The organism is Corallococcus sp. RDP092CA (assembly GCF_041903675.1).
Classification (GTDB): domain Bacteria; phylum Myxococcota; class Myxococcia; order Myxococcales; family Myxococcaceae; genus Corallococcus.
Genome location: NZ_JAYESI010000015.1, coordinates 150,184 through 174,030, shown reverse-complemented (window position 1 = coordinate 174,030; position 23,847 = coordinate 150,184). Strand labels below are relative to the sequence as shown.

The 23,847-nt window shown below is 70.5% G+C and carries 31 protein-coding genes and 1 tRNA gene; 1 reads left to right on the top strand and 31 read right to left on the bottom strand.

The window, feature by feature from the left end; translation table 11 throughout:
- Nucleotides 1-37: 37 nt before the first annotated feature.
- From U8525_RS18230 to U8525_RS18080, 31 genes are all read right to left on the bottom strand, one after another.
- Nucleotides 38-1,576, bottom strand: coding sequence for a hypothetical protein (locus U8525_RS18230; protein ID WP_374267366.1), 1,539 nt, complete (start codon nt 1,574-1,576; stop codon nt 38-40).
- Complete coding sequence (locus U8525_RS18225; protein ID WP_374267364.1) at nt 1,573-2,142, bottom strand: terminase small subunit; 570 nt, start codon at nt 2,140-2,142, stop codon at nt 1,573-1,575. The genes U8525_RS18230 and U8525_RS18225 overlap by 4 nt, the downstream gene beginning before the upstream one ends.
- A 57-nt stretch (nt 2,143-2,199) precedes the next feature.
- On the bottom strand, nt 2,200-2,487 hold the full coding sequence (locus U8525_RS18220) for a hypothetical protein (RefSeq protein ID WP_374267362.1): 288 nt from the start codon (nt 2,485-2,487) through the stop codon (nt 2,200-2,202).
- A gap of 291 nt (nt 2,488-2,778) precedes the next feature.
- Nucleotides 2,779-3,357, bottom strand: a complete 579-nt coding sequence (locus U8525_RS18215; protein ID WP_374267360.1) for a hypothetical protein — start codon at nt 3,355-3,357, stop codon at nt 2,779-2,781.
- A 110-nt stretch (nt 3,358-3,467) separates the two neighbouring features.
- Nucleotides 3,468-3,896 (bottom strand): hypothetical protein, encoded by a 429-nt coding sequence (locus U8525_RS18210; protein WP_374267358.1) that lies wholly within the window; start codon nt 3,894-3,896, stop codon nt 3,468-3,470.
- A 9-nt stretch (nt 3,897-3,905) separates the two neighbouring features.
- A complete protein-coding gene (locus U8525_RS18205; protein WP_374267356.1) occupies nt 3,906-4,964 on the bottom strand; it encodes a hypothetical protein in 1,059 nt (352 codons plus the stop codon).
- 380 nt (nt 4,965-5,344) lie between these two features.
- Complete coding sequence (locus U8525_RS18200) at nt 5,345-5,875, bottom strand: hypothetical protein (protein WP_374267354.1); 531 nt, start codon at nt 5,873-5,875, stop codon at nt 5,345-5,347.
- Entirely contained in the window at nt 5,872-6,087 is a 216-nt protein-coding gene (locus tag U8525_RS18195; RefSeq protein ID WP_374267352.1) for a hypothetical protein, read from the bottom strand. The genes U8525_RS18200 and U8525_RS18195 overlap by 4 nt, the downstream gene beginning before the upstream one ends.
- Complete coding sequence (locus U8525_RS18190) at nt 6,084-6,437, bottom strand: hypothetical protein (RefSeq protein ID WP_374267350.1); 354 nt, start codon at nt 6,435-6,437, stop codon at nt 6,084-6,086. The genes U8525_RS18195 and U8525_RS18190 overlap by 4 nt, the downstream gene beginning before the upstream one ends.
- Nucleotides 6,434-6,898, bottom strand: a complete 465-nt coding sequence (locus U8525_RS18185) for a hypothetical protein (RefSeq protein WP_374267348.1) — start codon at nt 6,896-6,898, stop codon at nt 6,434-6,436. Before U8525_RS18185 ends, U8525_RS18190 begins: the two co-directional genes overlap by 4 nt.
- A complete protein-coding gene (locus tag U8525_RS18180; RefSeq protein ID WP_374267346.1) occupies nt 6,895-7,488 on the bottom strand; it encodes a hypothetical protein in 594 nt (197 codons plus the stop codon). Before U8525_RS18180 ends, U8525_RS18185 begins: the two co-directional genes overlap by 4 nt.
- Nucleotides 7,489-8,222: 734 nt before the next feature.
- The gene (locus U8525_RS18175) at nt 8,223-8,489 is read right to left on the bottom strand and encodes a hypothetical protein (RefSeq protein ID WP_374267344.1); all 267 of its coding nucleotides are present in this window, start codon (nt 8,487-8,489) and stop codon (nt 8,223-8,225) included.
- Entirely contained in the window at nt 8,486-9,145 is a 660-nt protein-coding gene (locus U8525_RS18170) for a hypothetical protein (protein ID WP_374267342.1), read from the bottom strand. The genes U8525_RS18175 and U8525_RS18170 overlap by 4 nt, the downstream gene beginning before the upstream one ends.
- The gene (locus U8525_RS18165; RefSeq protein ID WP_374267340.1) at nt 9,142-9,657 is read right to left on the bottom strand and encodes an XF1762 family protein; all 516 of its coding nucleotides are present in this window, start codon (nt 9,655-9,657) and stop codon (nt 9,142-9,144) included. The genes U8525_RS18170 and U8525_RS18165 overlap by 4 nt, the downstream gene beginning before the upstream one ends.
- Before the next feature lie 32 nt (nt 9,658-9,689).
- Nucleotides 9,690-10,952: a DNA adenine methylase gene (locus tag U8525_RS18160; RefSeq protein ID WP_374267338.1), complete on the bottom strand. Its 1,263-nt coding sequence runs from the start codon at nt 10,950-10,952 to the stop codon at nt 9,690-9,692.
- Entirely contained in the window at nt 10,949-12,673 is a 1,725-nt protein-coding gene (locus U8525_RS18155; protein ID WP_374267336.1) for a DEAD/DEAH box helicase, read from the bottom strand. Before U8525_RS18155 ends, U8525_RS18160 begins: the two co-directional genes overlap by 4 nt.
- Nucleotides 12,670-13,053, bottom strand: coding sequence for a hypothetical protein (locus tag U8525_RS18150; RefSeq protein ID WP_374267334.1), 384 nt, complete (start codon nt 13,051-13,053; stop codon nt 12,670-12,672). Before U8525_RS18150 ends, U8525_RS18155 begins: the two co-directional genes overlap by 4 nt.
- Entirely contained in the window at nt 13,050-15,158 is a 2,109-nt protein-coding gene (locus U8525_RS18145; RefSeq protein WP_374267332.1) for a DNA cytosine methyltransferase, read from the bottom strand. Before U8525_RS18145 ends, U8525_RS18150 begins: the two co-directional genes overlap by 4 nt.
- Nucleotides 15,155-15,292, bottom strand: a complete 138-nt coding sequence (locus tag U8525_RS18140; RefSeq protein ID WP_374267330.1) for a hypothetical protein — start codon at nt 15,290-15,292, stop codon at nt 15,155-15,157. Before U8525_RS18140 ends, U8525_RS18145 begins: the two co-directional genes overlap by 4 nt.
- A gap of 2 nt (nt 15,293-15,294) precedes the next feature.
- Nucleotides 15,295-15,531 (bottom strand): hypothetical protein, encoded by a 237-nt coding sequence (locus tag U8525_RS18135; protein ID WP_374267328.1) that lies wholly within the window; start codon nt 15,529-15,531, stop codon nt 15,295-15,297.
- Nucleotides 15,528-16,229 carry a hypothetical protein gene (locus U8525_RS18130; protein ID WP_374267326.1) on the bottom strand — a complete coding sequence of 234 codons (702 nt, stop codon included), beginning with the start codon at nt 16,227-16,229 and terminating at the stop codon, nt 15,528-15,530. The genes U8525_RS18135 and U8525_RS18130 overlap by 4 nt, the downstream gene beginning before the upstream one ends.
- Nucleotides 16,222-16,983 carry a hypothetical protein gene (locus tag U8525_RS18125; RefSeq protein ID WP_374267324.1) on the bottom strand — a complete coding sequence of 254 codons (762 nt, stop codon included), beginning with the start codon at nt 16,981-16,983 and terminating at the stop codon, nt 16,222-16,224. The genes U8525_RS18130 and U8525_RS18125 overlap by 8 nt, the downstream gene beginning before the upstream one ends.
- A complete protein-coding gene (locus tag U8525_RS18120; RefSeq protein ID WP_374267322.1) occupies nt 16,976-17,167 on the bottom strand; it encodes a hypothetical protein in 192 nt (63 codons plus the stop codon). The genes U8525_RS18125 and U8525_RS18120 overlap by 8 nt, the downstream gene beginning before the upstream one ends.
- On the bottom strand, nt 17,160-17,516 hold the full coding sequence (locus U8525_RS18115; protein WP_374267320.1) for a hypothetical protein: 357 nt from the start codon (nt 17,514-17,516) through the stop codon (nt 17,160-17,162). The genes U8525_RS18120 and U8525_RS18115 overlap by 8 nt, the downstream gene beginning before the upstream one ends.
- Nucleotides 17,509-17,823, bottom strand: coding sequence for a LexA family protein (locus U8525_RS18110; RefSeq protein ID WP_374267318.1), 315 nt, complete (start codon nt 17,821-17,823; stop codon nt 17,509-17,511). The genes U8525_RS18115 and U8525_RS18110 overlap by 8 nt, the downstream gene beginning before the upstream one ends.
- The gene (dbpB, locus tag U8525_RS18105; protein ID WP_374267317.1) at nt 17,820-19,424 is read right to left on the bottom strand and encodes a DGQHR domain-containing protein DpdB; all 1,605 of its coding nucleotides are present in this window, start codon (nt 19,422-19,424) and stop codon (nt 17,820-17,822) included. Before dbpB ends, U8525_RS18110 begins: the two co-directional genes overlap by 4 nt.
- Nucleotides 19,421-19,663, bottom strand: coding sequence for a hypothetical protein (locus U8525_RS18100; RefSeq protein ID WP_374267315.1), 243 nt, complete (start codon nt 19,661-19,663; stop codon nt 19,421-19,423). The genes dbpB and U8525_RS18100 overlap by 4 nt, the downstream gene beginning before the upstream one ends.
- On the bottom strand, nt 19,660-20,247 hold the full coding sequence (locus tag U8525_RS18095) for a hypothetical protein (protein ID WP_374267313.1): 588 nt from the start codon (nt 20,245-20,247) through the stop codon (nt 19,660-19,662). The genes U8525_RS18100 and U8525_RS18095 overlap by 4 nt, the downstream gene beginning before the upstream one ends.
- Nucleotides 20,244-20,957, bottom strand: a complete 714-nt coding sequence (locus U8525_RS18090; protein WP_374267311.1) for a PP2C family serine/threonine-protein phosphatase — start codon at nt 20,955-20,957, stop codon at nt 20,244-20,246. The genes U8525_RS18095 and U8525_RS18090 overlap by 4 nt, the downstream gene beginning before the upstream one ends.
- Nucleotides 20,954-21,205 carry a hypothetical protein gene (locus tag U8525_RS18085; RefSeq protein WP_374267309.1) on the bottom strand — a complete coding sequence of 84 codons (252 nt, stop codon included), beginning with the start codon at nt 21,203-21,205 and terminating at the stop codon, nt 20,954-20,956. The genes U8525_RS18090 and U8525_RS18085 overlap by 4 nt, the downstream gene beginning before the upstream one ends.
- A gap of 585 nt (nt 21,206-21,790) precedes the next feature.
- Nucleotides 21,791-21,864: transfer RNA gene (locus tag U8525_RS18080), tRNA-Arg, on the bottom strand.
- Between the two features lie 391 nt (nt 21,865-22,255).
- Between U8525_RS18080 and U8525_RS18075 the strand changes: the two genes are divergently transcribed.
- On the top strand, nt 22,256-23,845 hold the full coding sequence (locus tag U8525_RS18075) for an MBL fold metallo-hydrolase (RefSeq protein WP_374267307.1): 1,590 nt from the start codon (nt 22,256-22,258) through the stop codon (nt 23,843-23,845).
- The last annotated feature ends 2 nt before the right edge of the window (nt 23,846-23,847 follow it).

The following is a 23,847-nucleotide window of genomic DNA, read 5'->3' as shown; positions in this document are numbered from 1 at the left end:
TCATAGGGGACTGCGTTGCTGGCAGGCGGAGGGCAGGTCACCGGTAGCTCCTCACCTGGAAGGTGGCCGTGCCCTCGCCGAGCATCAGCTCCGTGAGGGCCCACACCGCCGCGTCCATGCGGTTGGGGCTCCACTTCGACTCCCCGGGCACCCACGTCATCTGCTCGTCCTCCAGAGCAGCGAGGCGCCCCACGTGGTGCACCATCCCGCGCTCGTAGAGGGCCGCCACCGGCTCCGCGCGCTTCGCCTTGCCGCGCGAGGCCGTCACCACCTTCACCGTGACGTGCTTCTTCGTCTCGCGGGCCTTCGCGCGGAGGTTCGTCTCCACCATGTCGCCGCCGAAGTTCTTCTCGCCGACGATGGCGTCCGCGCTCTCCTTCTCGTAGACGGCCAGCGCCTTCGCCGCCCAGGCCTCGGCGGAGTACTTCCCGCTGGCGTCCAGCCAGACGTAGGCGTGGCCGTTGCTGGCCTTACCCGCGCAGACGATGCCCACCTCGTCGTTGGCGGGCCCGTCGCCACCGGCAGGGTCCACGGCCACCACCACGCGCACCATGGGCAGCGGGTTGCCCTCGGCGTCCTTCGGCTTGTCCGGGACGTGGGCGCGCTCCAGCGTCTCCTGCGTCCACAGCGCGCCCACCGCCGCGGCCTTGAAGGCCTCCTCCACCGTCGCCGGGTACTCGCGGCGGAAGTCGTGGATGCCCTTCTCGTAGACGGAAATCTTCGCCCGGCGCCAGGCGAGCTGCGCGTCGTCCAGTTCGAAGCCGTGCGCCTCGCGGCAGAGGGCCGCGTACCGCTCCTCCTCGCTGGTGCGCTCGAAGCCCGGCGGCACCTCGCGCCGGTACTCCTCCTGCCAAAACCAGGGCACGAAGATGAGCTCGAAGTCGTTCTCCCCCTTCTGCGCCGCCATGCACAGGTGGTGGAAGAGGCCGTGGGGCCCGTCGCTGGTGCTCTCCAGAATGACTTCCGTGCCCGCCGCCGTCGGCACGCCTTCCATGACGCCGCGCATGTGCGTCGCGGCGTTCGGCCAGAAGGCCACCTCGCTGCCGTGGAAGTACTGGATGGTGGAGGAGCGGCCCGTCCCCTTCGCGCCCGCGGTGCCCACCTTGTAGCCAGAGGACAGCTTGTCGAAGAGGAGCTCCTTCGCGTTGGAGGCGCTCGTCGAGGGCTTCACCAGGGCCGGGACATGGTCGTGGTACCGCTTCGCCATGTCGAAGAGGTTCACCGTCGCCGCGTCCTCGTGCGTGAGGATGTAGGCGCGCACGCCCTTCAGGTGGCTCACCTTCCAGTAGAAGCGGGCCTCCACGTAGGTGCTGCAACCCTGCTGGCGCCCCTTCAGGACGATGGCGCGCACGAAGCCCCGGCGCCTCAGCTGCGCCTCCAGCCGCTCGTGGATGTACAGCTGCGCGCGGTTGAGCTTCAGCGCCGGCAGCTCGCCGCCCGTCACCTCCTTCGGGCGGATGCGCAGGCACCGCGAGGCGTAGTGCGGGAAGTCGTCCTTCAGCCGCTGGCGGATGGCCTTCTCGCGGGCGGAGAGGGACACAGGCTGAGCAGGCGCGGCGGAGGCCAGGGCGCTCATTCCAGCGCCCCCAGCGCGTCCTCGTGGCCGTGCTGGACGACGGCCTCCACCTTGTCGACGAAGAGGCGCAGGTGCTTGCCCAGCAGCTCCAGCGACTTCGGCTTGTCCCACAGCTTCACCTTGGCCACGGTGCCGATGGCCTCGCCCTCCACGGTGAGCTGCTCCACCTCGATGGAGGAGATGGCCCGGCGCAGGTGGGCCGGCATCTCCTTCAGCGGCAGCAGGGCCCCGGTGGGGCTGAAGGCGTCGCCGATGTCCGTCCGGGCGATGAGGAGCAGCTCCCGCAGGACGTCGTCCGCCTTCACCTCGACGCGCTCGGCCCGCGCCGTCTGGGCGGCGGCCACAGCCTCCAACACCTTGACATTCCTCAACATGCGGCTGCCCTGCGACTCGGCGGTGCGCTCCGAGTAGCCGGCGGCACGGGCGGCACGGGTGGCGTTGAGGTCGAGGAGGTACTCCTGGACGAAGCGCTCCTGCTTCGCCGTCAGGGCCTGGGCGCGCGACTCACCCGCCGGCGTCTTCCGGCCGGGGCGCGTGCTGGGCTTGCGAGGGGGCGTGCTTCCCACGCCGCCGAGTCTCCGGTGGCGCGTGGACAACGTCCCACGGGGGCGCGGACAGCGGGCTCAGCCCTGGCGCTCGGGCTCCTCGTCCCACAGCGCGAGCTGCCCCTCCGGCTCCGTCCGCTTCCGCGGGGCACGGGGGGCCGGGGCTGGCAGTGCCGCCGGAGGCGGCTCCTTCTGCGCGTAGGCCTGGGCCGCCTTGCGGAGCCGCCCCTGGGCGCGGGAGAAGGCCTCCTCGTCCCCGTCGTCCGCCTCCGCGTAGGCCAGGGCCGCGGCCGTCAGCCTGTCCCAGGGCGTGGCGTAGGGCTCGCGCAGCGGCTCCGACATGGACTGCCCGCGCCGCTGCCGCATGAGGTGCCCGTGGCAGCGGCGGTGCCGCGGCGCCCGGGGCCGGGGGCAGTCACCTTCGGAGCACTTTTCTGGAGGGCAGCAGGAGGCCATGGACGCCCCTACTGTGCCGCACCATCGGGCAACATGCGAGAGACGGGAATGCGGCCCTCGCGCTACTTCGCACAGGGCCTATTCGCCCGGGACGCCCTCCACAAGAAGCCATGTCTACCGTCACGATGGCCCGGAACAACAATCAGGGCGAAGCAGGCTCCGCCCTCAGCCTAGATGTAGTCGCAGGAGTTGAAGCCTTACTCAGCTCTTTCTCTGCGTGATGTCGAGAGCGGACCCGTCAGTGATGGTCACTGAATGCTTAGCTGGCCCGCCGCTACTCTCCTGCTTAATATTTCCTGCGTGAGATCGGAGCAGGACTACCTCCTGGACGGATGGAGCCCCTAGAATTGCCTGGACGTCGCGCGCAAGAGCAAGGTCAGCCATTAACGCAGTCTTGAGCTGCATACGAAGCGCCCCTATTGCATCGCCACTATCCGGCTCTACTGCAAGGACTTCGATGGCATCTTTCGCGCCAGGCCGGGCGAGCAGCTTATCACCGAGACGGTCCCAGAGCTGCTTTGCAGCAGCGAATGCCGTCTCGCCTACTTTCTTCGCCACTCCTTCAGCTGCCTTTGCCCCTAAACCAGCGAGGGTAGGCAGATATGGCGCCATGACCACTAACGACTGAGCAGCAAGAGCAGTCAAATCAAGTTCACTCACAGCACCATCCTTTTCCTGTGCAGGAAGAGCATTTGCAGCTCGTCCGGTGGATATTCCTTGCTGATCTACACGAGCAACAGTCGCTCCACTTGTCGCAAGAACCGCACTGACGGCGTCCACAATAGTTCTATGATCTCCACCGAAGCTACAATGGTCGAAGACTGCTGAAATTGACCATGGCCTCTCGCCAGCAAGCATTCCCAACGGGAAACGCTGAGTATTCGGCTCGGCTAGCGCTGGTGAAATGGTGTTTTTTTTTGAGTGTCTTCACCTGCAATTTGGCTTTGCCAGATACTCGTTATAAGAAAGCGCGGGAAGATGATATTTTCATATTCATCATCATCATCAGCAGCACCAATCTCATTAGTCGGACAGTCGATATATTCGCAGTGATGATTCAAGTACGGCGTTACAGAGCCGGGGCGCCCCTCTGCCAAAACGTGGCGATACGGGCACGTAAGGACGTCAAACTCGCGAAGTCGTCCCTCTTCATCTAAAGCGCGAAGCGCCTCCAGGACTTCCTCATCAGATCCCAGTTCCTGGTCTACGAACAACCCAGGAGTAAACACAGCGCAACCACTCTCGCGATAGGTGTCTTCGATGATCGTTGCGATACTCATGCGAATCGCCTCCGGGGTGCGAGTACCCATGCCCTCCATGATACGCGCTCATCTGACATGTTCGTAAACCATGGAAATCAGGTTATCCATCGCTGGCCGTGTCGCTCTACGGGGAAACCCGAACCTGGTCTGACGCACACCGAAAAGGAACTCAGCCTCACTGACCTCCTCAAACCCGTCTTCTACATGCAAGTACCTGAAATTATAGGTCCGCGACTCGTTTCCTGGGATGTCCTGCGCCTTTACGCGAACGTCGCTCATGTCTAGTTGGGCGCGCTTAAGAGGGGTCGGTGTTTTCCCGGAATAGCCGATTCGGCCCAGCTTGCCTGCCGCGTCAGCGCCACTTACATCCACCCACTCCCATTTTTGCTTGAGCGCAAAAGCACGCAGCTTCAGCTCCGAGATAATTACCGGCCGCATAAACTTAGGCACGCTTGGACCACGCTCAGGAACATCCAAGCCCAGGAATCGTAGGACCGTCCGAAGAGCCTTTCGTCCGTCTGTCTGTGCGCCGAAGACTCGAGCAAGCTTGGAAGGAGACTCGAAGTCGATGACCACCTGAACGTCATAGGTTATCGGAATAGAGATTTCTTCGTCTTCTTGAACGACCGTGATTGTGCGCCGAATTCGCACGATGGCGGACAGGATAGACTCTTTTAGCGCCACCTTGTGGACGCGCTCCTTTGAGAGCACTGGGGCAGCTACTCCGAGCGTTCGAACGCCTGTGATAGTGCCACCGTTGGTCTGTAAGTTGTCGGGTTCGTCGTCGAGACGAGCGACCTCCACCCAATTGCCATCAGACCGGAAGCCCCTTGTGTTCATGCCAACTAACTTTAGTCCCCGGAACAGCTCATTTTTCGCTTCGGTTATCGACCAATCTGCTAGACGGGGCACCTCAAAGAGGAAAAGCGTCTGCCTACCGTACGCTGTCCACAAGTCACGCAAACGCTTGTGAGTTCCAGCCTTGAGGTTTTCGAGTCGATCAATTGCATTCTTACGGGCAATGCCACTCGGGGCATCTGCCTTTAGCGCGGTAATGAGGTCTTTCTTCTCGCCAGGGTCCAGCTCCGCGACGTTGACGAGGTGCAGTAGATGGTCGATGCGCACACGATCCGAGCTCAACGGTCCCCCGAAAAACCCATCCCTTAGGAAGGGCGCTACGTTCAAAATCCGACCTACGCCATCCTTCTGTTTCTAGTCGATCTTAACCATCCGACTCAACGGTCGGAAAATTGGTCCTCGTTATGCGCTGTCGCCACTGTGTGTTCGGGTCGAATTCGACCCATTGGCGAATGGGTCGCCAGACACCTGAGAGTCTCCGCCGGCTGGAGAGGGAGCGCTCTGCATCTGCTGTAGTCCAATAGAACGTTCGGTGAGCATGAAGGCTAGTCGTCAATTGGGTCCTAACGCCATGCAGCTAGGTTCCAATGTTTACGCCGCTTGGTGATGAGGCTGCCCACCTTCTCACGGCCCATTCGTCCAGCACGTCATGACTTTTTCCCGCCTGGGGTAAAGGCCGGCGTGGCGAGGGCCGCGAGCCCGCGCAGCGGCCGGACCTGATCCTTCTTCGGCGCCTTCGGCTTCCGCTCCCTGGGCGCGCGGGGAGCGGCGGCCTCGGACGGCACCGGAGGCGGGGGCGGGGCCAGCGCGTCCTGGGCGCGGACGGCCGCGGCGAGGGCGTCATCCCCCCAGGAGAGCTCCACCAGGACGGACGGCGCCCCCAGGGCCTGGGCGTACACCCAGCGCACCAGCGGCGAGGCGTCGTCCAGGCGCAGCTGCCGCGCCACCTCGTCGCGGATGCTCTTGAGGGCGGCGGGCAGGTTGTCCCCGCTGTCGAGCGTCCCCGGGGACACGCGGGTGAGGCGCACCACCAGGAGGGCGGGGCCACTCCATCCGGGCCACAGCAGGTGGGTGGCGTCGCGCTGCCCCTTGGCGCGCCTGTGCGTCTCCATGTGGTGCTCGCGCCGGTTGGTGATGTTGACGGTGCGCACGGGCACCTCGAACTTGATGCAGCTCACGGACGGACGCCTCCCTCGCGGATCCGCTCGTGCAGGCCGCAGTTGCAGGCGAGCCGCCCGTGGGTACGCGGCAGGCGGCACCCGCGCTGGTGGGCGCCGTACCTGTCCAGGGCCTCGGCGAGGCGGCGGACGCGCGCGGAGAGCTCCTCCACGCGCTCCCGCTCGTGGGCCAGCGCCTTGTCCAGGTCGGGGTGATTCCGGCAGGCCGTCATGACTCCACCTCCTCGGGCAGCGGGACACGCTGGATGCGCAGCCACAGGCGGGCCTCCAGCACGTAGGACTTGCAGCGGCACGACGCGCACTCCACCTCCCGGCCAGGAGGGCCCAGGTGGTCCACCCACTCCGTCGCAGGGTGCTCCGCGGCGTGGGCGAAGTCGCCGAACTCGTCACACCAGGGGCACCGGAGGCTGTCCGCCTCGCCCTCCTGCACCGAAGCCTCGGCGCAGCGCTCGCAGAAGTCCGCATCGTCCAGCGCCGGCGCCGTGCAGCGCTCGCGGGGGCCGCTCTCCGGCGTCCGGACGGTGATGCAGCAGCGGCGCTGAGGAGCTGCCAGGGACGTCATGACGTCACCTCGCGGACGAGGTGCCCGGCTGAGTCCAGGATGAGCGCCCGCCCTGGCCACCCCTCCGCTCGGCACAGGCTCACCATGTGCTTCGTGCCGCGCCCCAGCCCCGGGTCCGTGTGCGCGGCCACCCAGCCCACGCGCTGGCCCTGGGCGGCGAGCGCGCGCAGGGCGTCCCGCATCGCCTCGTTGCGCTGCGGGCCCGCGCGGCTGCCGTCCCGCTTCCAGTCCGCCGGGTAGCGCTCCACGTCCTCCACGCGGAACCAGGGCCACTCCAGGTGGGCCGCCACCTCCCACAGCCGGTCCGCGCCGAAGGCCTCGGGCTCGTCCGTCTTCCGCGCGTCTCCCGCGCCGTGGAGGAGACGCATCCCCTCGTAGCCGGCGAAGCGCCGCATGTACGCGCGCAGCGCCTGCAGGTGGTTCAGCGTCAACCCGCTGCTGCCGCAAGCCAGGAGAATCACCGCATCACCTCCAGGGCGGCAGGGAGTGCTCCACATGCCCGGGACGCCACCCAGCCCGAGACGCTGTCCGTCGTGAGGCGCGGCACGTCCGCTTCCAGCCGCGCCGCGCAGGCCCGGCACAGCGGGTGCCCCCACACAACCAGGGAGGACACCCCCCCGCACCCGGTGGCGCAGGGGGCGCTCGGCTCCTCACCGCGGCCGACGCTCAGTTGCGCGCGGCGACGAGCCTCCGCGGGGGACAGCTGCGCCGCGCCCGCGCTGCCCGCCTCGGCCCCGCCCTGGCCCGGGACGTGCCGGCGCCACACCTCGGCGCCGACGAAGGCTCGGGCGGCGCACACCGGCTGGCGAGCCTGCCCCCAGGCGTCCTCCAGCCACGCCAGCCAGGCCGCGCGCAGGCGCCCCTCGTCGCCTCCAACGGCGGCCAGCGCGTCCGCGTACCAGGTGGCCCAACCCGGCGGGGGTGCCTCGGGGATGGCCCCCGGGAAGCGCCGGCAGCGCTCCTCCTGCGCCCACGCGAAGAGCACCTTGTCCGGGCTCGGCGCGTCGTCCTCCATCCACTTCGGCCGTGCCTTGCGGACGACGGGGGCCACCGGGACAGGGACTGCCGGGGACGTGTCCCCACCGACGGGGGACAGGGGGACAGGGGACATGTCCCCGGGGACATGGGGACGGGGGACAGGGGACGCCTCGCGCGCGCTTTCAGCAGCAGCACGCTTCTTCTGTCGCTGTCTCTGCTTCTTCAACCTCTCATACTCTCTACGCTTTTCGTCTTTCGACGCTGTTGCTGCTGCTTCCCCCCTACCCCCCTTCATGTCCCCCGCTGTCCCCGGGGACATGTCCCCTTTGTCCCCTTTGTCCCCGGGGACAGGGGGGACAACCAGGGGGACAGCGGGACGGGACACGCTGGGGACGGGCGCGGGGACGGTGAGGGACGGGGCCAGCAGCGCGAGGGCACGCGCGAGCCCTTCGGCGCGGCCCTCGCTGCGTGCCAGGGCCTCGCGCAGATGGGCCCTCTCCGCGCGCAGGGCGTCCAGTTCGTCGTGCAGCGCCTCCGGGTCGAAGGTGTGCGCGCAGCACGCGCCCACGGGCTCGCGGCGGTACGTGGGTGCCTCGGGCGCTTCCTCGGCGGGCGCGGACTCCTCCGGCCAGCGTGCCTCGGGCGGCAGCTCGCCGGGAATCCACTGGCCCGCCTCCTCCTCGCTGACGAGCTGGCCGGACAGCAGGCGCACCATGCCCTTCGGCACCGACTCCCCCTCGGCGATTTCCGGGGGCGGCGGAGGCACGGGGCGGCGGCGTGGGCGGGCAGGAGGCGTGGGGCAGGTGCTCATGGTGTGGTGTCCTGCGCAGGAAGAAGGGGCGACGCCTCTGGCCGAAGGCAGCAGGCGGGCGGGACGGGCCGGTCCACGCAGTCGGCCAGCGCCACGCGGCCGTGGCGGCAGGTGGGCCAGGGGGCGGGGTGCTTCGCGCGCACGGCCTCCGAGGCCACGCGCGGCGCGTGGGGCGACGGCCTGCCGTCGTCGGTAACGGCGTCGCCCAGGCGGATGGCGCCGCAGTGCTCGCAGCGCACGGCGGGCAGGCGGCAGCGGCTCAAGGCGACACCCCCGTGGCGCAGGTGTGCGGAGGACAGCCGGGCGCGGTGCACCGCCAGGCACGGCACGTGGGGCACTTCGTCATCGCCCTCCGGCAGGCACACTTCCGCAGGACGCGGTCGCGGAGGCTGGCGGGCTCACGGCCCCCGGAGCGCGCCGCGAGGGCCTCGTAGGCCGCCCAGCGCGCCGTGTCCGCCTGGACGACGGCGCCGAAGGCGAGGCGCACGCGGGCCAGCACCGGCGAGGGCACCTCCCACAGCGTGTCCGCCGGGCCGGGCTCGCAGGCCACCGGCTCCGGCAGCGCCACCACGTCCTCCAGCCACAGCCCTGCCGGGCCCACGTACCAGCGCGACTGCCGCTCGCCGTCCGGCCACAGCGACACCGCGGCGACGCGCGCCACCGCCACCACCGCGCTGGTGGGCAGCTCGTCCGCGGGCGGGGCGCTGACACCCGGGCCAGAGGGCGAGGCCATCCAGGCCTTGAGCTCCGGCACGTACTCCGCCGCGCACACCGCGACGTAGGCGCCCAGCACGTCCGTCGGTGGCGCCCGGTGCAGGTTGAGCACCGGCGCGTTGCGGACCTGCACCGCCCAGGCCCACGGCTGGGGCGCGGTGACGCCGAAGATGGGGACGCGCATGGGGGCGTCGCAGGGGCTCACCGGGCACCTCCAGTCATCAGCGAGTGGAGCGGCAGTTCCGGCTCAACCTCTTCGTCCGGTTCCGGCAGGTCCTCGGGGTAGTTGCTGAGGAAGCGCACCCATCGCGTCTTCGAGCCGAGCGAGGGCGTGTTGCGCGGGCGCGACGGCGTGTTCCACGAGCGCTCCTCGACGGCTTCGCGCACGCCCCACCAGCCGGCGCCTCGAAGGCTCGCGCCCGCCTCCGCGTCCAGCGTGTACGTGATGATGGCGTAGTACCCCAGCGCCTGGGCGACACGCGCCGCCGCGCCATAGAGCATGCTGCACGCGTTCGGAGTGCCGTCGGTGCAGCACCGGCTCACCTCAACGACGCGCTGCTCGTCGAAGCCGCGCGCCTTGGGGCTCTCGACGATGGCCACGCCGCACAGGCAGTTCCGGCTCGTGTCCCAGAGACCATGGCGCCATCGACACACCGTCACCGGGTCGTGGTGGCGGTGGTGCTTTTCCACGAAGGCGTTCGCCTGGTCTAGCGTCACAGGCACCAACCGGAGTTGAGAGGAGCACCTACTCACCGGGCACCTCCCGCGAAGTTGGCGAGCGGCAGCCCATGGAGCGGATCCGCCCGTGGCGCCAAGCAGTGAGGGCTGAACCAGATGCGCTCGCGCTGGGCGTTCTCGTGGTTCCCGCGCGCGGCCGCATACCCGCCCGGTGCCTTCCAGGACACGCAGCGCCACGTGGACGGCATGGAGTGCTCGCCCTCGTAGCCGCACAGCGCGATGCGCTGGCGGGGGTTGTCTCCGTTCTCCAGCGCCCACTCGCGCACGCGGTGGGCCACCTGCAGGTCCTCCTCCGCGTAGATGCTGGGGTCGCGGCCGGCCGCGTCGCTGTACGGCGGGTCCAGCAGCACGCCCGTCACGCCGATGCGCTCAGTGACGTTGGGCGAGAGGATGCGGCTCCAGTCCCCGCAGCACACGCGCACGTAGCGCAGGCGGTCCGCCAGGGTCTGCATCCACTCGCCGATGCCGCCCTGCTTCCCGCTGGCATGGACGCCTCGGCCAGCGGCGCCCGAGTCGCCCGACAGCACCGGCATCTGCTCCGGCAGCCCACGGCCATGCACACCCCGCCCGCCGCGTCCCAGGCTCGGTCGCTTCTCCCAGCCGGACGCGAGGCCCAGGTCCCGAGCTCGCTGCGCGTGCTCGGACGTCGCCGCGCCGCGCACGCGACGCCCGTGGATGCCACGGAGCCCGTTGCCTGGATGGGCGCGGCCCTCCCACGCCACGGCGTTCACGAGGGACGGACCCGGGCGCACCGCGAGCTGGTGGATGCCCCGGCCTGGCTTGTCGAGCATCGGCCGCTTCGCATACTCGGCCGTGGCAATGCCGCACGTCTTCTCGGCGCCAGCCGCCTCCTGCTCCTCCCACGCGGGCTGCGCGCACCAGCCGCTGCCAATCCACTGGCAGATGCCCCACACCCACCACCCCGCGATGCGCGCGTCGAAGTACTCCGGGTCCTGCCGCATCCGCGCGCGGAACTCCGCCTGGCCCACCAGCCACCGGTGCCGGGCGTGGAGGTCCGCCTCGTTCACCGGCCAGTCCGCGTGCTTCGCCACCTCTTCCGGTGCGAGCCGCACCGCGCGCCAGAAGTTGGCCAGGTACGTGTCCCGGTCGTTCACTGTCTCCACGCCGGCGGGCGTGGGCCGCCCCAGCATCACCGCGAGGCTGCCGGCGAAGGGCTCCACGTAGTTGGGGCAGTCGCCGAAGGCTTCCCACACGAGGTGGGCCGCACGGCTCTTCCCTCCAAACCAAGGAAAGGGAGCGCGCAGGGGAGTCATGCCGCCCTCCGGTTCTTCAAGAAGGCCTCGGCCAGCTTCCGCACGCGCCCCTCGTCCGTCTCCAGCCGCTCCATGAGGCTGGCCTGCGGATCGCGGATGCCCTCCATCTGGTTGCGCTTGATGCCGAGGACGTCCGCCACCACCGGGTCGGAGCCGGAGTCGGACACCAGGAAGTAGGCCATGACGGGGTCCGGCTGGCCGTCGCGGTGGACGCGGCCACACGCCTGCTCGTGCACGCCGGGGCTCCAGTCCAGCTCGCCGAACACCACCGTGCGGCAGCAGTGCTGGAGGCCGTCGAGTCCCGCGCCCGCGCGCAGCGACATGATGAGGATGGGCGTCTGGCCCGTCTTGAAGCGCTGGGCCTGCTCCTCCTTCTGCGCGGGGCTCTCCTGGCCGGTGAAGAGGGCCGGGGCGTACTCCGCGAGCCTCTCCCTCCAGATGCTGTACACCTCGTGGTGCCAGCCGTAGAGCAGCACGCGCTCTCCGTTTTCCACCAGCATGCGGACGAACTCGGCGACGAAGGGCGCCTTCGCGATGCCGGTGGCCTGCCGCAGGCGCCAGGACAACTCCCCCGACGCGTGGAGCCGCTCCTCGGGCTTCACCCCGCCCTGGGCGAGGATGATGCGGGCGAGCTCCGCGGCCTTGTCCTGCACCTCGTCGAGCACCCGCGTGTCCGACTCGACGGTGTGCACGTCGCGCGAGAGGGATGGCAGCTCCCGCCCGACGTCCTGCCGCGTGCGGCGCAGCATGAGGCCCGCGTCGCGCAGATACGTGCCGAAGGCGCGCGGGTCCTTGAAGTTGAGCTTGTCGTCGACGCCGGTGCACCACTCCCGGCTGAACTCCTCGCGCGTGCCCAGGACGCCGGGTTTGATTGCGTCGAGGACGTGAAACATCTCCCCGCCGTAGTTGTAGATGGGGGTGGCGGACAGGCCGATGACGAAGGGCGTGCGCTCCGCCAGGTAGTGGGCGGCCCGGTACTTGTCCGACTCCGGCCCGCGCCGCAGCTCCTGGCACTCGTCAAAGACGATGGCGCGCACGCCCGCGTTGGCCAGCGTGTCCGCCCAGCCCGACAGCTTGTGGTAGTTGAGGATGAGGACATCCGGCCACGGCAGCTTCCGCCCGCCGCGCCCGCGGGTGACGTCCTCCGGCGTCGCGCGTTTCGCCACGTGCACGCGCAGGCGCGGCAGGAAGCGCGCCAGCTCGCGCTGCCACTGCCGGGGAAGGTGCGTCAGCGTCACCACCACGGCCGGCAGCGTGCGCGCGTCCGTGAAGCCCGTCAGCGCGGAGGCCGTCTTCCCCAGGCCCACGTCGTCCGCGAGCAGCAGGCGCTGCAAGCGCAGCCACATGTCCGCCGCCTTCCGCTGGTACTCGCGGGGCGGGACATTCATCGCGAAGTCGGGTGCCTGGTACTCCGCCGCCAGCAACTGCGCCACCTGCGCCTCGCGCCGGGCGTGCTCTCGCGCGCCGTGCCGGAGGAAGTCCTTCGCCTCCTTCCCCACCACCTCCATGGGGTAGCGCTCCAGGAACCAGTCCAACTCCCGCGCCGTCTCCGCCGTGGCCGCCAGGAGGACTTCGCCGACGTCGCCCTTGTTGATGCGGTCGAAGACGCGCTTCAGGCGCAGGGCCACGTGGGGCTCCGCCTGCACCACCCACGCGGGCCTCTCACCACCGCGGCTGCCCAGCTTCCGCGCCTCCAGGCGCACCGTCCCGTACGTCTTCACAGCAGGCCTCCCTTCAACAGGGCCACGCGCACGGGCTTGCCCTGCATGAGGGCCGGCAAGCTGTCGTGGCGGGCGCGGGTGGTGACGAGCAGGAGGGCGTGGACGTCCTCCCGCTCGGCGTAGCGAAGAAGCTGGCGGGTGACTTCGGACAGGCCCCCGTCCACCTTCACCTCGAGGCCGACGTGGGCCTCCGTCAGCAGGAAGTCGATGCGGCCCGCCTCCCCCAGCCGCACCTCGCGCTGGAAGGGGATGCCCGCCCCCGTCAGCACCTGGGCGAGCGCCTCCTGCAGGAGGGCCTCCCCGGCGCAGCGGAAGCGGTGGCGGGTGACGAGGGCGCGGGCCTGCTCCAGCGCCACCATGGCGAGCGTGGGCGCGCTCATGCCGCGTACCCCTCGAAGCCTGGGCGGAACCAGAAGTCGCTCACCAGCGACCAGCCATGGCCCAGCTTCGACTTCAACGCGGCGAGGAGCTGCTCCTCCTGCCACACGAGGGCGCCAGCCGCGGGGATGCCGTCGCCCACCATGCTGCGCACGCGCGCGTCGCTGCTGGAGACGAACTCCAGCGGCTGCCCGTCCACCACCGGCGGCAGGCCCTGGAGGACGGCCAACTCCAGCGTCGTGAGCGGCCGGTGCCAGCAGCCCGACAGCGGCGAGAGGATGGCGGGGGCCAGCGCGCCCTTGGGCGGCTCCCAGCCCTCGGCGAGCAGCGCCAGGGCCAGGTGAATGCTGATGACGGGCCGAGGCGCGGGGCGTGGGTCCGCGATGGCCGCAGTGCCGTTGTCCACCTGGAGGCTGCCCGTCACGGTGCGCGCGGGCGCGTCCCACTCCAACACGCCGTAGAAGCCGTTGCGGCAGGTGGGCCCGACGCCCAGCGCGTCGAGCGCCGCCACCGCGCGCGAGTCCGCGAGCGCGGCCGGCGTGTTGCTGCTGCTCACCGTCGCGGAGCCGGAGACGGTGGGCGCCGGGGCGCGCTCGTCCATGACGCCGAAGAGTCCCGGGCGCCCGTGGTAGCTGTCCGCGCCCGTGGCCGTCTGGCCCAGGCCGACGAGCTCGAGGACGCGCTGGTCCGCCACCGAGGGGGCGCCGCTGCCCGGGCGCGAAGCGGCAGTCACCGTGCCCGCAGGCCCGGCCCAGTCCGTCACCGCGTACTTGTTGCGGTGGCGCAGGGGGTTGTCCGTCCCCATGGCGATGCCATCCAGCCGTGGGTCGGCCACGGAGACGGGCGTGCTGCCACCGGAGACGTAGGGCATGCCGATGACGGTGCCTGCGGGTTCGCGCCAGTCGATGACGCCGCAGGTCCCCGCGCGGCCGTCCGCTCGCAGCGCCAGCGCGTCCAGGGGGCGGGCGTCAGCCACCACAGCCGCGCCGGCCTGGACGTCCGTGGTGCCCGTCACCGTCTTGCCCGGAGCGGTCCAGTCCTGCACGCGGTACTGGTCCGCGAAGCGCTCGCCACGGGCATGCGTGAGGGCCAAGCCCTCCAGCCCGCGCGGATCCTCCACCGCGCACAGTCCCGCGCCCCCGGGCCCGGCCACCGTCGGCGCCGGCTCCGCCCAGGCCTGCACCGGGTGCCGGCGGTGCACCTCGCGCCGCTGCTGGCCCTGCCGCACCGGCGTGCCGAGCTGCTCCTCCACCAGGGCGCGGAAAGGGCCCGTGTCCACGCCCGCCGGCCACAGCCCGCGCGCCTCCAGCCACGCCACCACGCCCCCGCGCGGCGGCAAGTCCCTCCAGTCCCCGCCCGGCGGCACGAGTGCCAGGCGCACCGCGTTCAGCCACTCAATCTTCGGCAGGCGGTGGTGCTTCCCCGCGCGCGGGTCATCCGGGAAGGGCAGCGGCCCGAGCACCTCGCCGACGCCGCGCAGGCGCTTCTTCGAGGGCATCGCCACCGGCACCGGGCAGCGCTTCGCGTCGCGCCAGCAGATGGTGAGGCGCTGGCGGCGCTGGGCCAGCCCCGCCTCCTCGCCCAGGTCGTGCTCGACGACGGACACCTCGTAGCCCGCGCGGCGGCCCAGGCGCAGCACCTCCGCGAGGTTCTCCGGGCAGCGGTGCCGGTACGCCGGCACGTTCTCGATGACGACCATGACGGGCCGCTCGTCGCCCTTCCACGCCGCCAGCACCTTGCGCGCGGCCTTCACCGCCAGCCGGTTCATGTCCTGGTACTTCTTCGTGGCCGCGCGCTCCTTCGAGGTGAGGCGGCTGGCCCCCTTGCACGGGGGGCTCCACTTCATGAAGTACGGCGCGCGCTCGCCGAAGAAGGCACGCAGCTCGCGCGGGCGCATGCGGCCGATGTCCGCGCACAGGGACTTCGCGCCCGTCAGCTTCGTGAAGGTGTCGCAGCGCTCCTGCTCGAAGTCGATGCCGCCCACGTTGCGGACGGTGGCGCGGTGGCCGTCCACCTCCACCTGGGCGCAGTCCGCGCCGTACGCGCCGACGCCCGCGCCGCAGAAGAGGTACCCGACGGTGAATTCGTGCTCCTGGATGCAGCTCATGGACGGCTCCGGACGACAGCGACGGCGCAGAGCGCCGCGAAGAGGAAGAAGAGGGAGGCGCCCGCACGCAGCTCCACGCGGGCGAGGAGGTCGCCGGCGCACGTGCCGGCCAGGAGGAGGCGCGCAGGGCTCACGGCTACGCGCTCCCTGCGGCAGCGCCCGTCTCGACTGCGACGATGCGGACGCACTCGGGGCACATCGCCGCCCGGCGAACGAATGCGTTCGCCCAGTCCTGGTAGCGCCGGACATGCTCCACCTCGTCGCGGCGCAGCCCACATCGAACGATGAAGCTCAAATCCGCGCCCAGAGAGGGGAAGGAGTCCGGTTCGGCATGAGAGAAGTCGCCGCCAAAGTGGAGGAGGACGGCGCTCATCGCGTGCCCTCCACCGGGCGCATCTCCACCCGCCACACCCAGTCGTTGCGCTCCCACGCCTCCGCGCCGCCGGGCAGCGTCACGAAGTAGGCGATGAAGGCGTCCCGCGCGCTGTTGTGGATGGGCTCGCCGGTGAGGACGTCCAGCCACCGCACCCACCGCAACGGGCCCTGGTAGCGCTGCATCCCCTCCAGCCGCGCGTCCTCCTCGGTGATGTCGTGCAGGCGCTCTGCACGCACGGACACCACCTCGTCCGTCAGCCGGCTCACCCAGCGCGGCATGTGGATGGAGGGGCGGTAGCGGAAGCCGCGGTACTCAACGGACTCCGACTCCTCGCCATACATGGCGGCGTAGAGCACCACCCAGCCGTTGCCAGGGTGCTTCTCCGGCAGCGCGCCCTCCCAGTCCTGCCAGGCTTCGACGCAGCCGTCATCCGTAATGTCCGGGCGGACAAGCGCCCATGTCTCGCGCGCCCAGAGCTTGTCCCCGGGCTGGTAGGGACAGTCCTTGAGCATCGAGTCCGGGGGCGTGCCGTTGAGGCTCCAGCCGCCGCAGAACGTGCGGCCGAACCAGCGCCACGCGGCGATGATGTCCGACTGCTCCGGCTGGGGCTTGAGCAGCCGCCGCGTGACGGTCTTCCGGCCGTCAAGCCGCGCGCGGATCATCGGCGTGCTGTAGAGGATGGGCCGCTCAGCCACGGGACACCTCCGGCTCATCGCAGACGGGGCAGACGTCGCCCATGGGGCAGCCGTGCGGCTGGGGAGTGGTGGGCTTCGTCTTGGCGGGCGGGGCGGCGAGGGCGGCGAGCAACGTCCGGCAGTCCCCGACCGTGATGGCTGCCTCGCTGTCGCCGTCGCGCAGCGCGAAGACAACGTGGTCATCGCTGCGCTCCTGCAACACCGCGATGACCATCGCCTTGCGCGCCACGGCCGCGAAGGGAGCCATCTGCGGCCGGACCGAGTCGATGGGGGTTGCGTCCTGAAGCGCGGCGCGGAGCTCGGCCTTCTGCTTGCGGAGAGTGGCCCAGGCCGTCGCCTCGGACTCCACCGCGCGCTTCACCTTCTCCTCGGCAGCCCGCAGCAGCGCCTCCGGCTCCGTCAGCTCCGCCACCCGGGCCTGGAGCGCATCCACCATGCCGAGCAGGTCCTTCGTGTCCTGCCAGGACGCCGCGATGAAGCGCGCGTCCGGGTGGTTGATGTCGGTAACGCGGCCGCGCCCCGGCGTCGTATCGGGCACCGCGAGTTTCGACGCGTCGTAGAGGAGTCCGCGCGTGCAGAACTGCGGCTGCGCGCCGCTCATCCCCCATCGCTTGAACTCCATCACCGAGTCGCCTCGGCGGACACGCAGCGAGACGTCGTGCGAGCGCAGGTAGCCGAACCACATCCACGGCCCCTTCGTCGCAGCGGCGTGCCGCGCGCGGATGGCCTCCAGCTTGTCGTCCGTCTCAGCCATGGCGCTTCGCCTCCTCGCGCTGCGTGGAGAGGCCACCGGGCACCACGCGCAGCACGGGCCGGCCGGTAGTGGGGGTGGGCGTGGCGGGCGCTTCGTCGCGGTCCACCAGGTCGAGGAGCGCGGCCACGCCCCGGAGCGCGGCGAGGGCGACGAGGATGCCGCCCACGGTGAGCAGCTCACGCATGGCGCACCTCCGGGGCTCGCGCGAAGGTGGCCAGCAGCGCGGCCTTCGCGCGCTGGTGGAGCGAGTGCTCCCGGTAGAGCAGCCGGAGCCAGACCTGCTGGCAGCGCGGGTCAGCGCAGGTGGCCGCGGGGCGCTCCTTCACCTCGCCGAGTTGCATGTGGCGCGGCCGCAGCGTCCAGCACACCGCGCACCGGGCCTTGAGCCCGCCGTACCCGGCATCCTCCGGTGACGTGGGCGTCTCCTGGTAAAGCCGCAGGCGCAGCAGGCCGCGCTCGCGCTTCGGGCATGTGCGCACCAGCGCGCGAGCCTGCGCCAGGCGCTCCTCGGGCGTGGGCAGCGGGCTACCCATGGGACACCTCAGCCAGTTCCGGGTGCACACGGAGGTACGCCTCGGCCACCGCCTCGCCCGACGCCGTGAGGCAGGAGGAGCGGTGCACAAACGGAGCACGCGTCAGCAGCCGGGCCTTCTCCAGCCTGTCGAGGTAGTCGTAGGCGGCCGCCTTGTTCGACCATCCGAAGCGCTCGCACAGGTCGCTCGCGGCCGGGGCGATGCCGTTGCGCTTCTTGTAGACGTGGACGTAGGCCAGCACCTCCTGCTGGCGCAGCGTCGGGGCGCCCCCGGAGGGGCCGTGCTCGGGAGGGGGACGGCAGCTCATGCAGCACCAGCCTTTCGGGTGCGCCGGTGGGGTTTCGCCGCGCGGCGCTCGCGGTAGAGGGCGCCCAGGTGCTGCGCGAGCAGGGCCACCTCCTTGGGGGTGTTCTGGATGTCGTTCCACCGGCGGTCGCCGGCGGGGAAAGCCCAGGTGCCGGACGTCCAGGCGCAGGCGTCGCGCACCAGCGCGAGCTCGCACTCGAAGTCCGCCTGCGAGGGTGCGGCGTTGCCTTCCTGCGCGAGGAACTGGCACGCGGCGTCCATGAGGAGCGCCAAGGCGCGCACGCCCGCGCCGTGCGACAGACGCGACTCCTTGGGCTGCCGCGCCCACGCGCCCGGCCAGGTGCTGGCGACGGCGGCCCACCACGCGGACACGCGCGCCACCATGGCGTCCACGCCCGCGCCCGCGCGCTCCATGTCGTAGAGGGTGCCGTCCGCGAGGGAGTCCTCCAGCGCGGCCAGCAGGGACGTGTCCTTGATGACAGCCGTCCAGCCTCCGCCCGCCTTGCCCTTCGCGGCCGGGCACGTCTGGGTGATGACGAGCCCGCGCAGGCTGCTGCCCTCATCCAGGTTGAGCCGGGCGAGGAGCTGCGACGGCAGCCGCTTGCGCTCCAGCGCCGCGGGGAGCGCCGCCGTCGTACTGGGCAGCAGCTCGTGGATGAGCCCCTTGGGCAGAGGCTTCGTGGAGTTGACCAGGATGAACTGCTCCGCCTGCTGGCCGACCGTCTCCGCGATGAAGCCGGTACACGCCAGAGGGAAGGCCGTCACCGCCGCGTCGCGCACGGCGGCCAGGCGCTGCTGCCCGTCCACGATGAAGCCCGGAGCGTCCGGGCCGGCCTGGAGCGGGATGACGAGGTGCCCGTGGCGCGCCCCCTCCGCTTCCTCGGACAGCGCCTCGAAGCGCACGCGCGAGTCGAAGGCCAGCACCACCGCGTTGGGCACCAGCGCCCCGGCGCTCTCCATGTACTCGCGGATGGCGGCTACGTGGTTGAGCACCTCGGGGCGTTGGTAGCCCTCCAGCACGCCGCCGGTGCGGCGCACCCGCGAGACGGTGGCGAAGGAGGGCACCCGCTTGCCGTCCACCGCGAAGAGGTAGAGGCGCCGGCCGGACGGCTGCTCCACCTCCAGCGCAGGCACCCGCAGCGGAGCTCGCGCCGCCGCGCGCATCCGACTCGCCTCCGCGAGGATGCGCAGGCGCGCGCCCTGGCTGGCGCCCTTGAGCGGCTCCACGAGCGTCCAGCCTTCGCGCGGAGAGGCGGCGAGCGCGTCCTGGAGAGGCTCCGCGTACGCACGCCCCGCATAGACAAGCAGCTCGACGGCGCCGGCCGGGTAGCGGCGCGCGAGCGACTCCACCACCTGCCGCCCCCAGGCACCGCGCTTCTCGCCCGGCATGCCCCGAAGGGTGACGTCGTAGGGCTCCACCTCCTCGTCCAGGGTGAGTAGCCCGTGGAGGGCCGACAGCACGTAGACGTGCGACGTCGTGGCCTCGGCCTCGGCCAGGTGTGCGCTGAAGAGGTTGCCCGTGTAGAGGTGGCGCGCGGGAGCGCGGTGCTTCCGCTTCGCCTTGCCGCACCCCACCAGGGCCACCTGGACGGGGGGGCTCATCGCGTGGCCCTCCGGCTGACGGCGGAGGTGCAGGCGCTGGAGTCCCGGGCGGCGGCCTCCCGCTCGCGCTCGCGGCGCACGCGCTCCAGCTCGTCGGCCTTCGCCCAGGCCTGCCGCGCGTCCGCGTCCCAGACGCTGACGACGACGCCGGTGGGGTCGCTGATGGAGACTCGGTGGCCCGTGCCGCTGCGCAGCGACACCTTGGCGACGCGGGCGGGGTGGGTGCTGGTAGCGCTCACGCGGCACCTCCAAAGAGGTGGTGGAAGCGCTCCACGAAGCGGGCCTTCGCCTCCGCCTGGGACCAGGGCGTGATGATGTAGGGCGCAGGCAGCGGCTCGCCGTGCCACGTCCACGCCGGGTGCACTCCGGGGAAGAGGTCGCGAGCCTCCGTGTAGAGGAGCCGCATGTCCGCCTCGCGGACCTCCGCGGGCTCCTTCGGGCAGAGTCCGAACCGCTCGATGATGGCCGCCATCACGAGCGCCTCCGCCTCGCGGTAGGGCGCCATTCCCGGCAGGCGCTTCACCGGACGCGCAACGTCCACGAGGTATGCCTCGGACGCGTCGTGCAGCAGGCCCCAGCGGGCCACCAGCACACGGAGAGCCGCCGGTGCGATGCTCTCCGCGTACTCGCTCACCCGGACGCTGTGCTCCGCCACCGAGTAGAAGTGGTGCACGTGCCCGGTGAAGCGGCACATCATCGACAGCGCGTGGGAGATGTCCTCGATGGCCACGTCCTCGGCGCGCGGGTCGAGCGGCCAGAACTGGCGCAGCGAGTACGTCTGAATCCAATCCCCGAAGCGAGGGGTGACGATGGGCGCGCTCACGCGGCACCTCGCACCGTCTCCGGGGCCTCCCCGGGCACACGCACCACCAGGGCGGTGCAGTTGTCGCGGCTGCCGGCGGCGAGCGCGGACTCCACCAGCGCCTGGGCGGCCACCCGGGCGTCGGCGCCGTCCGTCAGCACCGCGGCCAGCTGCTCCGGCGTCAGCGACTCGTGCACGCCGTCCGTGGACAGCAGCCACACGTCCCCGGGCTGGACGTCCGTCTCCAGCACGTCCGGCGTGCAGTCGTCCGCCGTCGCACGCTCGCTGCCCAGGCTCCGCGTCAGGACGTGCCGGCTGGCACGGTGGTCCTCGGTGAGCTGCTCCAGCCTCCCCGCGCGCAGCCGGTACACCCGGCTGTCGCCCACGTGCGCCACCACCGCGCGCGCCCCGGCCACCAGCACCAGGGCCAGCGTCGTCGCCCCCGGCTTGCCCAGGGCGTCCATCTCACGGCGGATGTTGCGGTGCGTGTCCTCCACCGCGGTCGCCGCGTAGAGGGGCAGGTCGCCACCGTCCACGAGCGCCAGCGCCGTGCTGGCGATGGCGGACTCAACGGCGAGCACCGACGCGCGGTCGCTCCCCTCGTAGCTGCCCACCCCATCCGCCACCACGCCGAGCCACCCGGCGGGCCCCTCGCAGAACCCCACCGCGTCCTGCTGGTAGTCCCGGCGGCCCTGCTTGGAGTCCCAGCCCGCGTAGAGAGAGCGGCTCATCGGCCACCGCCCTTCTTGCCGCGCCGGGCCCTGGCGTCCGTCTTGGTGGACGGCAGGCTCCCGGTGGAGACGGGCTTCTTCGCCAGACGGCAGAAGGCGTCGCAGAACGCCTCATAGGCGTAGTGCCCCTTCCCCGTGGATGCGCCGGAGGCAACCCATCCGCCACCAGGGGCGCGCTTGAAGGTCAGCGTGAACTCATCAGGGATGGGGGACTGCACGTGGTTCACTGCATTGCGATTGGACGGCATGACGTGTTTCTCCTGGCCGCGCCCAGGGCGCGGTCCGAACGGGCGGCGGGCGGGCTACAAGAGAGAGGCGTTGACGGAGGCGACCGGGAGGCGGCCGACAACAACGTGGGTGGAGTTGACGCAACGCTGACTGCCGCAGGTCGGCGCGACCGGCATCGGCGGCAGCAGGACACGGTCGGTCTCAAGCTCGAGCGAGAGCCGGTGTGTAGACACGTCCGTCCCAGCCTCAAGCATGAGGCGCGGGGTGTCTCCCTTATCGATGCACCCCTGCCCCATCCAGCAGGCATCAGGGTCAGCCCGCCTCACGAGCAGACAGACGCGCCGCTTCAGGTCAGAGGATTTGCAGGCCTTCTCTTGAAGAACACGCTGCCAGCAAGCCCTGGGGGGCTGTCCGCATACGATGCTGGTGTCGCAGAGGGGGTAGCCCGTGACGCGCGAGGCGCGCAGTCTCAGGGCTATGGCTGAGCCCAGACGGAGGGAGGGAGATCCCTCCGAACTCACCCTGGACTCACCGCCCTGTTCTGTCGGGGAAGCCCCGCGCCCCGGCTCCGACGAAATCCTCAGTCGGAACAGGGGGTTGCGGAGTGACCCCGACAGGAATCGAACCTGTGGCCTGCGGTTTAGGAAACCGCCGCTCTATCCAACTGAGCTACGGGGTCGGAAGGTGGCCGGCGTTATAGCAGGCGACCCGGTGCGCGCAACGGGTCTGATGCCCGTCCGGGCCCGCGCTGTCCACCGCCTCCTCGAACGGACCCTGGAGCCGACGGGCGCTCCTCCCAAGTTCAGCCCGCAGTTGCTGGCTCCCGCACCCGAAGTGTCTGTCTTTGACGGGCGTGCCTCGGGACGAAACGGGCACGTCAAGTGAGATCCGCGCCCCACCCCGCTTCCGCGCCTGGCCTGGAAGTCAGCACCTTGAGTTCAGGCGCGGAATCATCAACATTGGCGACTCACGCGTGCTTCCGGGCTTGCCCGGGAGCCTGCTTGCCCACACTGGCAGCCACATCCCGCGCCGGGTCCCCTGGTTCCGGCGGGCGCCCTCGCGAGAACTCCATGCTCGACCGCCCGATGTACCTGAAGCCCGATGTCGCCATCGAGCCGCTGTTCAACCAGTGGTACGTCTGGTGGTACCTCATCTCCCCCGCCACCGCGCCGCTGTTCATCTCGCGCCTGCACCTGAAGCTGATGCAGTCGTTCGTCGCGAACCCGGACGTGCACGTCGCCGCGCTCCAGAACCCGGCGCTCATGGGCGGCCCCTTCATCAACCACCCCGTGTCGCGCGTGAACGAGGTGAAGGCCCTGCTCGAGCGCACCACCCGCGAGCAGGCGGACATGCTGGCCTACACCAAGGCCGTGTCGGACCTGGAGCAGCTGCTCGCCAGCGCCAAGGGCGACTCGCTGGAGCCGCTCTACGCCAAGGTGCCGGACATCCTCCGCGGCTACGTGGAGCTCCACTACGACCTCGCCCACCGCGCCAACGCCCGCATCATGGAGCCGCTGCTCTACCGCAGCGGCTTCTACAAGGAATCGTCGCAGAGCATCTCGCTGATGCGCGTGACCGGTGACGCCCGCAAGTACGTCTTCAGCACCCCGCGCCTGGAGGGCGATTCGCCCCTGTGGCTCCAGGTGCCCTACCGCCACGAGGGCATCGACGCCCTCTTCCGCATGCGCCACACGCCGGGCAGCCCCGGACAGGTCGCGGAGCTGCTGGGCGTGCCCTCCTCCGCCGCGGACGCGTTCGCGGACCTCTTCACGGAGCAGGCCCCGCGCAAGCCCGAGCCGTACACCGGCCCCGGCGTGCGCGTGCGCTACTTCGGCCACGCGTGCGTGCTGATGGAGACGCGCGAGGTGTCCGTCCTCACCGACCCCGTCATCAGCTACGAGTTCCCCACCTCGCAGAACCGCTTCACCCACGCGGACCTGCCCGAGAAGATCGACTACGTCCTCATCACCCACGGCCACGCCGACCACCTGATGATGGAGACGCTGCTCCAGCTGCGTCACCGCATCGGCACCATCGTCGTGCCCCGCGCGAACGCGTACTCGCTGGCGGACCCCTCGCTGCGCCTCGTGCTGGAGAAGACGGGCTTCCGCAACGTCGTGGAGATCGACGACCTGCAGGAGCTCCAGATCCCCGGCGGGTCGCTCATGGGCATCCCCTTCATCGGCGAGCACAGCGACCTGGCGGTGCAGGCGAAGACGGCGCACCTGGTGCGGCTGGCCGGCCGCTCCCTGCTGATGGCCGCGGACTCCAACGCCCTGGAGCCGCGCATGTACCAGCACCTGACGGAGCTGGTGGGCCCGCTGGACGCGCTCTACCTGGGCATGGAGTGCGAGGGCGGCCCGATGAGCTGGATGTACGGCCCGCTGCTCACCCAGCCCCTGCCGCGCAAGATGGACCAGTCCCGGCGGCTCAACGGCTCCGACAGCGCTCGCGCCACGGAGATCCTCAACCACCTGAGCCCGAAGGAGGTCTTCATCTACGCCATGGGCCAGGAGCCCTGGCTGCGCCACGTCATGGTGCTCCAGTACGACGAGTCCGCGCCCCAGATGATCGAGTCCAACAAGTTCATCGACGTCTGCAAGGGCCGCGGCATCCCCGCCGCGCGCCCCTTCCTGAGCATGGAGCGCATCCTGGAGTAACC

Excerpts from the sequence above, each read along its gene's own strand:
- U8525_RS18230 (WP_374267366.1), bottom strand. The coding sequence starts at position 1,576 with ATGAGCGCCCTGGCCTCCGCCGCGCCTGCTCAGCCTGTGTCCCTCTCC.
- U8525_RS18220 (WP_374267362.1), bottom strand. The coding sequence starts at position 2,487 with ATGCGGCAGCGGCGCGGGCAGTCCATGTCGGAGCCGCTGCGCGAGCCC.
- U8525_RS18210 (WP_374267358.1), bottom strand. The coding sequence starts at position 3,896 with ATGGAGGGCATGGGTACTCGCACCCCGGAGGCGATTCGCATGAGTATC.
- U8525_RS18195 (WP_374267352.1), bottom strand. The coding sequence starts at position 6,087 with ATGACGGCCTGCCGGAATCACCCCGACCTGGACAAGGCGCTGGCCCAC.
- U8525_RS18190 (WP_374267350.1), bottom strand. The coding sequence starts at position 6,437 with ATGACGTCCCTGGCAGCTCCTCAGCGCCGCTGCTGCATCACCGTCCGG.
- U8525_RS18160 (WP_374267338.1), bottom strand. The coding sequence starts at position 10,952 with ATGACTCCCCTGCGCGCTCCCTTTCCTTGGTTTGGAGGGAAGAGCCGT.
- U8525_RS18150 (WP_374267334.1), bottom strand. The coding sequence starts at position 13,053 with ATGAGCGCGCCCACGCTCGCCATGGTGGCGCTGGAGCAGGCCCGCGCC.
- U8525_RS18145 (WP_374267332.1), bottom strand. The coding sequence starts at position 15,158 with ATGAGCTGCATCCAGGAGCACGAATTCACCGTCGGGTACCTCTTCTGC.
- U8525_RS18135 (WP_374267328.1), bottom strand. The coding sequence starts at position 15,531 with ATGAGCGCCGTCCTCCTCCACTTTGGCGGCGACTTCTCTCATGCCGAA.
- U8525_RS18125 (WP_374267324.1), bottom strand. The coding sequence starts at position 16,983 with ATGGCTGAGACGGACGACAAGCTGGAGGCCATCCGCGCGCGGCACGCC.
- U8525_RS18120 (WP_374267322.1), bottom strand. The coding sequence starts at position 17,167 with ATGCGTGAGCTGCTCACCGTGGGCGGCATCCTCGTCGCCCTCGCCGCG.
- U8525_RS18115 (WP_374267320.1), bottom strand. The coding sequence starts at position 17,516 with ATGGGTAGCCCGCTGCCCACGCCCGAGGAGCGCCTGGCGCAGGCTCGC.
- U8525_RS18110 (WP_374267318.1), bottom strand. The coding sequence starts at position 17,823 with ATGAGCTGCCGTCCCCCTCCCGAGCACGGCCCCTCCGGGGGCGCCCCG.
- dbpB (WP_374267317.1), bottom strand. The coding sequence starts at position 19,424 with ATGAGCCCCCCCGTCCAGGTGGCCCTGGTGGGGTGCGGCAAGGCGAAG.
- U8525_RS18090 (WP_374267311.1), bottom strand. The coding sequence starts at position 20,957 with ATGAGCCGCTCTCTCTACGCGGGCTGGGACTCCAAGCAGGGCCGCCGG.
- U8525_RS18085 (WP_374267309.1), bottom strand. The coding sequence starts at position 21,205 with ATGCCGTCCAATCGCAATGCAGTGAACCACGTGCAGTCCCCCATCCCT.
- U8525_RS18075 (WP_374267307.1), top strand. The coding sequence starts at position 22,256 with ATGCTCGACCGCCCGATGTACCTGAAGCCCGATGTCGCCATCGAGCCG.